The organism is uncultured Chloroflexus sp. (assembly GCF_937129525.1).
Lineage (GTDB): Bacteria > Chloroflexota > Chloroflexia > Chloroflexales > Chloroflexaceae > Chloroflexus.
The window spans coordinates 15,309-27,420 of the sequence record NZ_CAKZNK010000058.1 but is presented as its reverse complement, the minus strand read 5'-3'; the positions used below and the strand labels follow the sequence as shown (position 1 = coordinate 27,420).

At 57.1% G+C, this 12,112-nt stretch carries 15 protein-coding genes; 2 read left to right on the top strand and 13 right to left on the bottom strand.

The features are described 5' to 3' along the window. Positions 1–15 precede the first annotated feature (15 nt). Both Q0650_RS06705 and Q0650_RS06700 read left to right on the top strand, forming a co-directional pair. On the top strand, positions 16–1,479 hold the full coding sequence (locus Q0650_RS06705) for a CpaF family protein (RefSeq protein WP_298817169.1): 1,464 nt from the start codon (positions 16–18) through the stop codon (positions 1,477–1,479). A gap of 132 nt (positions 1,480–1,611) precedes the next feature. Continuing rightward, positions 1,612–3,090 carry an NAD(P)/FAD-dependent oxidoreductase gene (locus tag Q0650_RS06700; protein ID WP_298817167.1) on the top strand — a complete coding sequence of 493 codons (1,479 nt, stop codon included), beginning with the start codon at positions 1,612–1,614 and terminating at the stop codon, positions 3,088–3,090. A gap of 687 nt (positions 3,091–3,777) precedes the next feature. On the opposite strand, the gene Q0650_RS06695 is transcribed toward Q0650_RS06700, so the two are convergent. The 13 genes from Q0650_RS06695 to rplQ form a co-directional block, all read right to left on the bottom strand. Further along, a complete protein-coding gene (locus Q0650_RS06695; protein WP_298817166.1) occupies positions 3,778–4,527 on the bottom strand; it encodes a 3-oxoacyl-ACP reductase family protein in 750 nt (249 codons plus the stop codon). A 129-nt stretch (positions 4,528–4,656) separates the two neighbouring features. Beyond that, positions 4,657–5,403: a 3-oxoacyl-ACP reductase family protein gene (locus Q0650_RS06690; RefSeq protein ID WP_298817163.1), complete on the bottom strand. Its 747-nt coding sequence runs from the start codon at positions 5,401–5,403 to the stop codon at positions 4,657–4,659. 8 nt (positions 5,404–5,411) lie between these two features. Next, complete coding sequence (gene fabD / locus Q0650_RS06685; RefSeq protein WP_298817161.1) at positions 5,412–6,374, bottom strand: ACP S-malonyltransferase; 963 nt, start codon at positions 6,372–6,374, stop codon at positions 5,412–5,414. Positions 6,375–6,480: 106 nt separating this feature from the next. Further along, positions 6,481–7,485, bottom strand: a complete 1,005-nt coding sequence (locus tag Q0650_RS06680; protein WP_298817159.1) for a beta-ketoacyl-ACP synthase III — start codon at positions 7,483–7,485, stop codon at positions 6,481–6,483. A gap of 113 nt (positions 7,486–7,598) precedes the next feature. Next, complete coding sequence (gene rpmF, locus Q0650_RS06675) at positions 7,599–7,784, bottom strand: 50S ribosomal protein L32 (protein ID WP_298817157.1); 186 nt, start codon at positions 7,782–7,784, stop codon at positions 7,599–7,601. A gap of 12 nt (positions 7,785–7,796) precedes the next feature. Continuing rightward, a complete protein-coding gene (locus Q0650_RS06670) occupies positions 7,797–8,330 on the bottom strand; it encodes a DUF177 domain-containing protein (RefSeq protein WP_298817155.1) in 534 nt (177 codons plus the stop codon). Positions 8,331–8,400: 70 nt separating this feature from the next. Then, entirely contained in the window at positions 8,401–8,838 is a 438-nt protein-coding gene (locus Q0650_RS06665; RefSeq protein ID WP_298817153.1) for a hypothetical protein, read from the bottom strand. Beyond that, the gene (gene coaD, locus Q0650_RS06660) at positions 8,835–9,320 is read right to left on the bottom strand and encodes a pantetheine-phosphate adenylyltransferase (RefSeq protein ID WP_298817151.1); all 486 of its coding nucleotides are present in this window, start codon (positions 9,318–9,320) and stop codon (positions 8,835–8,837) included. The genes Q0650_RS06665 and coaD overlap by 4 nt, the downstream gene beginning before the upstream one ends. Positions 9,321–9,323: 3 nt before the next feature. Next, on the bottom strand, positions 9,324–9,902 hold the full coding sequence (gene rsmD / locus Q0650_RS06655; protein WP_298817149.1) for a 16S rRNA (guanine(966)-N(2))-methyltransferase RsmD: 579 nt from the start codon (positions 9,900–9,902) through the stop codon (positions 9,324–9,326). 85 nt (positions 9,903–9,987) lie between these two features. Continuing rightward, the gene (gene rpsI / locus Q0650_RS06650; RefSeq protein WP_298817148.1) at positions 9,988–10,386 is read right to left on the bottom strand and encodes a 30S ribosomal protein S9; all 399 of its coding nucleotides are present in this window, start codon (positions 10,384–10,386) and stop codon (positions 9,988–9,990) included. Positions 10,387–10,478: 92 nt separating this feature from the next. Continuing rightward, positions 10,479–10,910, bottom strand: coding sequence for a 50S ribosomal protein L13 (gene rplM, locus Q0650_RS06645; RefSeq protein ID WP_298817145.1), 432 nt, complete (start codon positions 10,908–10,910; stop codon positions 10,479–10,481). Between the two features lie 5 nt (positions 10,911–10,915). Continuing rightward, complete coding sequence (gene truA / locus Q0650_RS06640) at positions 10,916–11,752, bottom strand: tRNA pseudouridine(38-40) synthase TruA (protein ID WP_298817143.1); 837 nt, start codon at positions 11,750–11,752, stop codon at positions 10,916–10,918. Beyond that, on the bottom strand, positions 11,752–12,102 hold the full coding sequence (gene rplQ / locus Q0650_RS06635) for a 50S ribosomal protein L17 (RefSeq protein WP_298817142.1): 351 nt from the start codon (positions 12,100–12,102) through the stop codon (positions 11,752–11,754). Before rplQ ends, truA begins: the two co-directional genes overlap by 1 nt. Between the last annotated feature and the right edge of the window lie 10 nt (positions 12,103–12,112).

Genomic DNA, 12,112 nt, shown 5'->3' with positions numbered 1-12,112 from the left:
GGAGGTTGTGTCACTATGTCGCTGCTCAAACGTCTTGGTAATTCGCCCCAGCCCGAGCCTGCTCCGGCTGTTGCCACGCCCCCTCCGCCCGCGGCAGCAGTTGTGCCCGCGCCGCCTCCGCCGGCGCCAACCCCCGCCCCTGCCGCTCCTGCTCCGGCGCGGCCTGTAACACAAGATGCGACGCCGGTCAATGACCAGAAACGCATGCTCGAGTTGTCGCTCTGGATTGTTGACCGTATCCAGGCTTCGCTTGGCAATCAAACTGAATTGAAGCGCTCTCCTGAGACAGAGCGTCTATTGCAAGAACGCTTTGCGCGTATCTATCAGCAGGCAAATGTCAATTTGTCCGATCAAGATGTGAAAAAGCTCTTCGCCATGGTGTGCGATGAGCTGTTTGGTTTCGGGCCAATTCAACCCTTGCTCGACGATGATAGCATTTCTGAGATCATGGTCAACGGGCCATACAAGGTCTACATCGAGCAGAAGGGTAAGCTCAAACTATCAGATGTGCGGTTTGCTTCCGATGAACACGTAATGAAGATCATCGACCGTATTATTCGTCCGCTTGGTCGTCGCATCGACCGCAAGTGGCCAATGGTAGACGCGCGCCTGCCCGATGGCTCGCGTGTCAACGCAATTATTCCGCCCTGCGCCATCGACGGCTCAACGATTACTATTCGCAAGTTCTCGAAAAATAAGCTCAAGGTCGATGACTTGATCCGCTTCGGTTCGATGACCGCTGAAATGGCCGAGTTTTTGCGGGCCTGCGTCGTGTCGCGCTTGAATATCGTCGTGGCCGGTGGTACCGGTTCCGGTAAGACGACCTTGCTCAACGTGCTCTCGAACTTTATTCCCGAAGATGAGCGGATCGTAACCATTGAGGATAGCGCCGAATTGCAACTCGCGCAGGAGCACGTGGTTCGGCTGGAAGCCAAACCACCGGAGATCGACGGCACCGGTCGGGTGACAATCCGCGATCTGGTGATTAACTCACTGCGTATGCGCCCTGAGCGGATCGTGATCGGTGAGTGCCGCGGCGGCGAGACACTCGACATGTTGCAGGCGATGAATACCGGTCACGACGGGTCGCTGACCACGCTGCACGCCAATACGCCGCGCGATGCGCTGGCTCGTATGGAGACGATGGCGTTGATGGCCGGTATGGAAATGCCGTTGAAGGTGATCCGCGAGCAGATCGCTTCAGCCATTGATCTGATTGTGCAGCAAACTCGTTTGGAAGACGGTTCGCGCAAAGTTGCATACATTACCGAAGTGCAGGGTATGGAAGGCGATACCGTTGTGCTGCAAGATATTTTCAAGCTAGAGATCCTGGGTAAAACCGGTGAGGGCAAGATCATTTCTGAATTGCGCCCCACCGGTGTGCGGCCAAAGTTTACGCCACGCCTCGAAGCGCATGGCTTCAAGTTGCCGCCGAGTATCTTTGGCGCCCAGATTCCAGGTCAGCGCGGACGGTTCTAACCGGTTGATCGTTATTGCCAGGATGCATCGCGCGCGCTGGAATGTATAGTCTGCGCGCGTTCAAGCCTCCGTTGCAGGGGTGCTCACGCATCCTGGTGTTTTGTTGTATCTCGTACAATGGCGCAAAAAACGATGCAACTTCCAGTCATCATTGTCGGTGGCGGTTTGGGTGGTCTGGCCACCGCTGTCCGGCTGGCAGCGCAAGGCCGCCGCGTGATCCTCTGTGAGCAAAATGAGCGGGTGGGTGGCAAGCTTAATCTGCACCAGGCCGACGGCTATACTTTCGATACCGGGCCATCGCTGCTGACGATGCCCTGGGTGATCCGCGATCTGTTTGCGGTGGCCGGAAGACGGATGGAAGATTACCTCTGTTTAGAACAGGTCGAGCCAACCTGCCGTTACTTTTGGCCTGATGGCACACGCTTTGATGCCTGGCAACGGTTACCTCAATTGATCCAGGAGATCGAGCGGATCAGTCCGGCTGATGTCCCTAACTTCTTTCGCTTCATGGCTCACACTGCGCGCATCTACGACGCAGTAGCCGGCCCTTTTCTGTTGCGACCATTCGATGGTCTGCGAGAATTGATCACACCGACAATGGTTCGCCATGCGCTGCGAATTGATGCGCTACGCAGTGTTGATGCGGCGGTGCGTTCATTCTTTCGCAGTCCGTATTTGCGCCAGCTCTTCAATCGCTACGCAACCTACAATGGTTCATCACCTTACCTTTCTCCGGCAACCTTCAATCTGATCGCCTATATCGAGCTTGCCGAGGGCGGCTGGTATGTGCGCGGTGGCATGTACCAGTTGGCCGTGGCACTGGCCCGGCTGGCGACCGAGCTAGGAGTCGAACTCCGTGTGCGCGCTCCGGTGACTGAGGTCATCGTCGAGCGTGGTTTGGCCTGTGGTGTGCGTCTGGCCGACGGGTGCCTGTTACCCGCAGCGGCGGTCGTGATCAATGCCGATCCGCTGTATGCCTGCGAACGACTCATTCCCGGCTTTCAACGGGAAGCGAACCGGCTAGCCCGGTTTGACCCATCGTATAGTGGGGTGGTGCTCTTCCTCGGAGTTGAAGGCGACTTTCCGCAACTGGCGCACCACAACATCTTCTTCAGCGCCGATTATTCGGCTGAGTTTCGAGCTATCGTCCACGAACGGCAGCCCGCGTTAGAGCCAACAATCTACGTTGCCGCTACCTGTCGCTCGGATCCGGCCCACGCTCCCCCCGGGCATATGAACCTGTTTGTGCTGGTCAACGCGCCGGCTGATGATGGCCGGATCGATTGGGAGGCAGTGATACCGGCCTATCGTGATCACATCATTGCCCGGCTCGAAATGATGGGTTTGAGCGGTTTACGGCAGTCGATTCGCTACAGTCATCACTGGACACCGCGCGACCTGGCGCGGCGCTACAACGCTGCGTTTGGCGCTATCTACGGCCTGAGTTCTAATTCTCCATTGTCTGCGTTTGCCCGCCCGCCATTGCGGGTCAGGCGTGTGCGCGGTCTCTACTTCGTCGGTGGTGGCACCCATCCTGGCGGCGGTATTCCACTGGTGTTGCTTTCCGGTCAGGCAGTCACTGCGCGTATCGTGGCTGATCAGCCGTTGTAGCAAAAAGCTTTACACAGAGGCCATGATAGCTCGGCGAAAGTTAATCTGTTCTTAACGTTTTTATAGTCGATAGCAGGTTAAGTTGCGGTTTATCATCGTTAAGTTACGATGAATCTCTTGATTCTTTGCCTTTAAGGTGCTATGATTAGGCCGTAGCCTCGAGAGAACATCAGAAAGCAAAGGAGGTTTCGACCACTAACATGCAACCGGTACGCAAGCGTATCACCTCTATAGTGTAAAGAGTTAAGTGTGGGTGAATGGAGAGGTGATGCGTAAGTTCGGGGAAACGCCCTCATCGTAAATGTGTAAAGTATGGTCGATGAGTGGCGGGGAGACGAACAGACAAGCGCCGGATTACTGCTGAGTAATCGGATGCTGTGCGAGCGATACCGGTTGCTTCCCAAACAAACTCACCGCGTTGGGTAAGAAGGAGCTGCTGTCCCACGCTGGATGGTGAGGAAAATCCAATAGCAAAAGCTGGCCCGGCGCATAATTTGCTGAAGGCAGAGCAGCTAAAGGAACTGTGCGGGTAAGGTGGTTTGAAATCTTCTTGTAGCTCTGATCTACTCTCGAGGCGGTTGGTTTTGCTAAGGTCGTAGGCGGGTAATTAGGAAGTCAGGGTTATTTAGTCGCGATGCGGCAGGCAACTGCCGCATCTGCGTTTTTCATGACCGGTCATTCGCTTTGTCAAGCCATCGTCCAACCACCATCAACTGCGAGTGTCTGCCCGGTAATGTATGATGCTGCCGACGAGGCGAGGAAGAGCACTGCGGCAGCGACCTCTTCCGGTTTGCCCAACCGACGGAGCGCGATGATACCGACGCTCCATTGTCGAATCTCAGAGGGGATAACCTGGGTTAATTCGGTTTCGATCATACCGGGTGCGACGGCATTGACTGTAATCTGCCATGGCGCCGCTTCGCGGGCCAGGGCGCGGGTCAGGCCGATAATCCCTCCGGCAGCAGCGGCGAAGTCGGCCTGACCCGGAAAGCCGGAAGTGCCGTACAATGCAGCCAGATTGATAATCCGACCGTAGCGTTGTTGCATCATTGGGCGCAGCGCGGCGCGGCAGGTGTGGTATACGCCGGTCAGGTTGGTCTGTATTGTTTGTCGCCAGCGCTCGCTGCTCATAGCACTTAGTGGGCCGTAGTCGGCAATACCGGCGCTGTTGATCAAGATGTCCAGTCTACCCCAGCGCTCTAATGCTGCGTTTACCAGCGTATTGCCGCTATCGGTTTCACGCACATCTACCGCCACTGCCATTGCTTCGCCGCCTAGCGCTTGAGCGGCTGCAACAACCGCTGCGGCCTCGGCTTCATCGTGGTGATACCCGATCAGCACACTTGCGCCGTGACGCGCCAATCCGCGCGTGATGGCCTGCCCGATCCCGCCCGAACCGCCGGTAACAATTGCTACCTGTCCACTAAAGTCGATCATGGTTGCGTCCGTGTGCAGGGCGTGTATTTTTTGCCAGAGCGATGGTCATGGTAACAGATTTGCAAAACGTTTTTGGTTGGCGATCCTGCGCGATTCTTGTTCGGGATCTCTCAAAAATCTGCCATGTGGTTATGGCATCACCCAACCACCGTCGATGGTGAGCACGTGGCCGGTAATATACGATGCGCGGGGTGAGACGAGAAACCGGATTGCGGCAGCAACCTCTTCGGGGCGACCAAACCGACCCAGCGCAATCGCTTGCAGCGCCCAGGCCCGCAGCGTTTCTGGCACCGTTTCGACCATATCGGTTTCAATATAACCGGGGGCAACGACATTGACAGTGATGCCATCGCGGGCAACTTCACGCGCGAGTGAGCGGCTAAGGCCAATAATCCCGGCTTTAGCTGCCGCATAATTGGTCTGACCGACATTGCCGGCTAACGCCGCCAGTGAACTGACCGAAATGATGCGGCCATAACCGGCAGCCTGCATGATCGGTACTACCGCGCGACAACAGAGAAAGACTGAAGTCAGATCGGTCTCGATGACCTGTTGCCACTGTTCTGGGCGCAAGCGGGCCAGCGGCGCATCGGCAGTGATACCGGCATTGTTAACAAGGATATCGATTCGGCCCCAGCGTTCCATTGCTGCACTCACCATGCGTTGCACAGCCTGCTCATCGGCAACATCAGCCTGGAACGCAAGCGCATCACCACCACCGGCACAGATCTCTTCCGCCAGCGCTATGGCTGCCGTCGCGCTACGCTGGTAGTTAATCAGCACATGCGCTCCGGCAGTGGCCAGTTCGATGGTTGTTGCGCGGCCAATCCCGCGCGATCCACCGGTAATGATGGCGACCTGACCTTGCAATTCCATAACCGCCTCTACACCGGCTGCATGGCAGTGGTAAGTGTCCGCACATCTTCAAACGTGGCTACATTGATCAGGCGCGCGGTTGGCGCAATGCGACGGATCAGGCCGGTTAACACTTTGCCCGGCCCAATCTCGATAAAGGTCTCGACACCCATGGCGACCATACGTTGCACCGATGCAATCCAGCGCACCGGAGCCACCACCTGAGCCACGATTTCGCGCCGCACATCCTCGGCATTGTGCAATGGTTCGGCAGTGACGTTGGCGACTAGTGGAATATCAAGATCGCGCACGGTGGCAGTAGCTATGGCCTGGGACATACCTTCGGCAGCGGCAACCATCAAGGGCGAATGGAACGCTGCGCTGACTTTAAGGGGAATGACTCGTTTGGCGCCACGGCTCTTTGCCAGCAAGCTGGCATGTTCCACAGCGACAACACTGCCACTGATCACCAATTGGTCGGGAGCGTTGTAATTGGCGATGACAACGGTGCCGTGCATGTGATTATGATGCTGAAGTGCGGCGCTAACTTCCTGGCAGATTTGTTCCAGGATACCGGCTTCGAGGCCGATCACTGCGGCCATACTGCCTTCGTGGGCGGCAGCCATGAGTTCGCCGCGCCGACGCACCAGGCGAAGCGCTGTGGTAAAGTCGAGGGCACCACCGGCTACCAGCGCCGAATATTCACCTAGACTGTGGCCGGCAACCACAATCGGTGGTTCGAGTCGATCGCCAACCAGCTCGCGCATCGTTGCCAGCAAGGCCATACTGGTCGTCAGCAGCGCCGGCTGGGCATTCTCAGTGGCAGTAAGGTCAGCTTCCGGACCGCTAAAGCACATTTCACTCAGGCCGAAATCAAGTGTTTCATCCGCCAGGGCAAAGATTTGACGCGCCGCTGCTGATACATTGATCAGATCGCGGCCCATCCCGACGATTTGCGATCCCTGCCCCGGAAATACCCAGGCAATACTCATGGTTCGACCGCCTTTTCATTCTTTGCCGGCGCAGGTTACGCCCCCCATACGCACAGTGCCGGCATTCCACCTGTCTCTGCTTTGCCTCACCGTGTTCGACCACCGGCTATTGTGCCGGTTTTCCCCAACGCACCACCCCTGATCCCCAGGTTAATCCGCCACCAAATGCGGTTAGCAGGACATAATCTCCTGCCTTGATTCGATCCTGCTGGGCGGCTTCGTAGAGTGCAATCGGGATCGATGCCGCCGAGGTATTGCCATATCGGTCGAGATTGATCATCACTCGTTCCGGCGGAATTTCGAGCCGACGCGCAACGGCGTCAATAATCCGCACATTAGCCTGATGTGGAATGACCAGGGCAATATCATCGATAGTCAATCCAGCTTCCTGCACAACCTGCATTGCCGAATCGCTCATCTCACGCACGGCGTGTTTAAAGATTTCACGCCCATTCATATACACATACTGTCGGCCTGCGTCGATCAGCTCAGCAGTGAGTGGCATGCGGGTACCGCCAGCATCAACTGCCATTAAATCTTCGAGCCTGCCATCGGCACTCAGATTTGACGCAATCAGCCCAAGCGGCTCCTCTGTAGCTTCGAGCACGACTGCGCCGGCGCCATCGCCAAACAGCACACAGGTATTGCGATCATTCCAGTTGATATAGTGGGTGAAAATATCGGCTCCGATCAAGAGCAGGCGACGACTAAAACCGCTCTTAATCAGGCTGGTAGCAACCGTCAGGCCATAGACAAAGCCACTACAGGCTGCTGCCAGATCAAACGCAGTTGCGCGTGGAATTTGCAGGTTTGCCTGCACTGTGCAGGCGGTAGCCGGAAAAGGTCGGTCAGGCGTGCAGGTTGCTACGATCACGGTATCAATCGTCGTCGGCGCAATCCCTGCCATTGCCAGAGCTTCGCGTCCGGCGGCAGTCGCGAACGTTGAGGTGCTCTCACCAGGAGCGGCAACCCGGCGCTCGCGAATACCGGTGCGGGTGCGAATCCATTCATCAGAGGTGTCAATCCGTTGCGCCAGTTCGTCGTTTGTGACCAACCGAGAAGGCACGGCCATACCCCAGCCGATGACTGCCGCGTAACGTTCCCTGCTCACCCTCACGACCTTTCTACATCTGCTATATTCGAAGAGCTGCCGCACCGATTGTCTCGGCAGGCAGCTCTATGCCCGTCTTCCCTCGTTCATGGCCCTGGCTCACACACGCTCGATCAATTGGCGTCAATGTTGAGCACCTGCCGGCCCTTGTAGTATCCACAAGACAGGCACACACGATGTGCCCGCATCAATTCGCCGCAGCGCGGGCAATTTACCAGAACCGGCGGCGTCAGCGCCAGATGCCGTCGCCGGTTACCGCGCCGATGGCGCGAGACTTTTCGCTTTGGTACTGCACCCATAATGGTTACTCCTCAGTGTTGGTTGCGTTGCCTTTCTGCCCATTCACGCAGTGCGGCGAAACGCTCATCGACTAGAGTGTCGTCGTCCTCAAATCCTTCCGACTCGACCGTATAGTTCACCAGCTGGTCACGGTAAGCCGGCGCCACCGGATTCATCGGCAGATTGATCAGCGCATAGCTGCGAATCGCTTCACCGATATCGATATGGTGCAGCTCATCGAGCATAAAGGGATCATCTTCACCTGGTTGCGGCAGCCGGTGACCATTCACCACATCAACCACCGCGTAAAACTGATCGCTGAAATCGAGGTCAAGCTCGTAATCAAACGGTTCAAGCGAGCGCACACAGGTAAGCGTCACGATTCCGTGAACGGTCACCTGGGCATACACGCCAGCCGCCGTGCGCGTCAACCGCAAGCGTCCACTGATGTTACGCAGCGTCAACTCGTCATCGAGTCGCAGCGCTGGCTCGGTAAACGCAATATCGCGCCGCGCCCCCATCTCTTCGCGCAGCAGTTGTGCGAGATTAAACCGTAAAGCAGTCATAGCATTCACCTGTGGCGCGCCATTGGCCCCGCCACAAGCGCCAAATTATAGGCGAGAGGGCGGGAGATTGTCAAGCGCCCGATTGTCGCTGTTCATCGAGCGCGTGTAACCCGTTGCGCACACTTGTGAGCAGTTTGCTCAGCCGTTCATCGAGTTCTTCCAGCACTTGCCGGGCATACGCATCAGCGCCAGCGCGCACTTCAGCGGCTTCTTGCTCGGCCTGTTGGAGCAGGCGAGCGCGTTCGGCTTCAACTGCCGCCAGCAAGCCGCGTTCGCTCAACACCTCTTGCACCCGCGCCTGCGCGGCGGCGAGCAACTGTTCTTGTTCGGCGATAATTCGGCGCGCGCGCCGGATCTCTTCCGGAATAGCTGCGCGCATTTGGTCGATAATTTCGAGCGCGCGGCCTTCATCAATCAGTGTGCGGCCTCCGCTAAGCGGCAGACGAACCCCGGCAGCAATCACCTCTTCCAGATCATCGATTAAATCATCCAGCTCGATGGCGATCACCCCCTCTGCGCGAATTTTTCGCGTAACGCAGCCACCACTACCGGCGGCGCAAATTCCACCGGATCGCGACCGAGACTGGCCATTTCGCGCACGGCGGTCGAGCTAATATGGGCGAACTGGCGGCCAGCCATCAGCACGACAACTTCGATATCGGGATCAATCGTCTGATTGACCTGAGCCATCTGGAACTCGGCTTCAAAGTCGCTACCGGCACGCAAACCGCGCACCATAGCGCACGCGCCAACCTGGCGAGCAAATTCGACTGTCAGAATATTGTAGCTTGCCGCTTCAACATTGGGGAGATCGGCAGTGGTAGCGCGTAATAATTGCAATCGCTCTTCGGTCGAAAAGAGTAAGCGCTTCTGTGGTCGATCAAATACGGCCATAATCACCCGATCAAAGATGCGGGTAGCGCGACGAGCGATGTCAAGGTGAGCGTAAGTAACCGGATCGAAACTACCGGGATAGATGGCGATGCGCATACCTCACTCTTCTGATGCTGGTGGGGCCGTAGTTGTGAGTTCGTAGATTGAAAAGCACGAATCTCCGAGCCGGCGATATTTAATCCGGTGTAGACCAGGATATGAGTCGGCCAGTTCAACCCGCGGCGAGTGACCGACGATCAATAGACTCCCCGTTTTGCCTACACCACTGCTCGCGACAAGCTGCATGGTCGCCTCGATCCCTGGATCGGCATATGGTGGATCCATGATAATTATATCATAGCGTCCAACACCGCGCTGCCAGCGCAAAAAGCGATCCACAGGCATCTGGTGAATGCGCGCCTGCTGATCAAAGCGGGTATGGCGCAGGTTATCGGCAATAATTGAGCAGACGTGAGCATTACGCTCGACAAAATCGGCGCTATCTGCGCCGCGCGAGAGGCATTCAATACCGAGCGATCCGGTTCCAGCGTAGAGATCGAGCACGTTGCCGCGGATCGGTCCGTACCCTTCGAGCACTGAAAACAGCGCCTCTTTCACCCGATCGAGCATTGGTCGGGTGCCGAGGCCTTTGGGGGCTTTCAGCCGGTGTCCTTTAGCTTTTCCTGTGATCACTCGCATTGGCACTCACCGCAACGATAACGGATAGCAGACGGCCCAAATTGCGACCGTCTGCCGTAATGTATCGCTGTCAGCGATGGTCTGACTAGCGCTTGGTGTACTGAGGCGCCTTGCGCGCTCGCTTGAGACCAACCTTCTTGCGCTCCTTAGCTCGTGGGTCGCGGGTCAACAGACCGGCCTGCTTAAGCGTAGGGCGCAATTCGCTATCGTAATCAAGCAGGGCGCGAGCAATACCGTGGCGCACCGCGCCGACCTGCCCTGAGATACCGCCACCCTTAACCTTCACCAGCACATTGAACGTATTCAGGTGATTGGTCAAGACCAGTGGCAGCCGCAGATCGCGCTGAAACTGGTCGCGATTGCCGAAATACTCTTCCGGCTTCTTGCCGTTGACGATAAAATCCCCATTGCCGGGGAAGAGGCGCACTCGCGCAACCGCTGTCTTGCGGCGACCGGTGCCCTGATAGTAGCGTTTGCCTTCCATTCCTGTTCCTCACCACCTTATGCGCCGGGTTTGGCGCGTTGTCTTACCTGCGCGGGAGCGTACACGCTTTGCAGTCACTCACCCACGCTACGCTAACGTGGGATAAAAGGCTTGGGTTGCTGCGCCGCGTGCGGGTGGTTCGGCCCGGCATAGATGCGCAGCTTGCTCAGCAATCGGCGTCCGATGCGGTTCTTCGGCAGCATCCGTTTCACCGCCAGGCGCAGAATGCGATCCGGATGTTTGGCCAGCATCATCTTGTACGGCGTGGCCTTCAACCCACCCGGATAACCGGTATGGCGATAGTAGATCTTTTGATCCGGCTTACGCCCGGTCAAGACAATCTTCTCAGCATTCACCACAATGACGAAATCACCACCGTCAATTGACGGGGTATAGGTCGGCTTGTGTTTTCCGCGCAGCAGCGTACTGATTTGGGTCGCCAACCGGCCAAGCACTTTGCCGCTGGCATCGATGACATACCAGTCGCGCTGTACCTCTGATGGTTTCTGATGATAGGTCTTCACGGCACCTATTCCTCTTGTGCGTAGGACGAAGGCTGTGAAAGCTTCGTCGGACCAATTTGCCGTTCTAATGGTTCAACCCAGCGAATCAAGCCGGGTGGATAGCGCACTGCTGTCAAGGTTAAGCCATGCGCCGGAGCGGTAGGGCCGGCCAACCGGCGATCACGGCTGACTAACACCTCTCTAAACTGATCGACCGTCATCCGCTGACGTCCGACAAGCAACAGCGTACCGACGATCATCCGTACCATATGCTGGAGGAACGCATTGGCTGCTATGTCAATCGCCAGCAAGCGCCGGTCAAACCATTCCTGTTCGCTGATACGGGTCCAGTATATCGCGCGAACTGTTGATCGCTGCGCTGGTGTTGCCGTTGTAAAGGCGGCAAAGTCATGCGTCCCTTCCAGACATTTGAGCGCTGCGGTCATTGCCGGCACATCCAGCATTCCCGGATGATGCAATGCCTGATGGCGGAGTTGCGGCAACGGAACCGGCGCGCAATCCATCAGGTAGCGATATTCACGTTGTGTTGCGCTAAAGCGCGCATGAAAATCACTACGCGCTTCCCCCACATTCTGCACTGTCAGATCGACAGGCAGGTGGGCATTCAACCCGCGCCAGATGGTAGCCAAAGAGTGACTGGTCGCTGTTTGCACGTGCGCTACCTGCCCAACGGCATGAACTCCGGCATCAGTTCGACCTGCCAGCACAATCCGGCGCTGCTCCTGAGTGAGCGCTTCCCATGCGGTTTCCAGCGCTCCCTGCACCGTGCGAATATCGGTCTGCCACTGCGAGCCAGCAAAATCGGCTCCGTCGTATGCCAGCAACAGCGCAATGGTGCGCATCAGATCAACTCAATCAGGGCCATCTCGGCGCCATCACCACGGCGAGGGCCGAGCTTGGTAATCCGGGTATAGCCACCGTTGCGTCCGCCATATGTGGTCGGCGCAAACGCAAACAACTTGCGCATCGCGACCTTGCTGGCAAGCTTCGAGAGCGCCATTCGGCGCGCGTGCGGCGTATCTTCGCGCGCAATCGAGAGCAGATGTTCAATCTCGGGCTGAACAGCGCGCGCTTTGGCGAGCGTCGTCTTGATCTTTTTGTGTTCGATCAGGGCGATCATCAGGTTGCGGTAGAGCGCCTTGCGATGCTCATACGATCGCCCCAGCAATTTTCCGGCATGTCGATGTCGCATGGTCGTATCC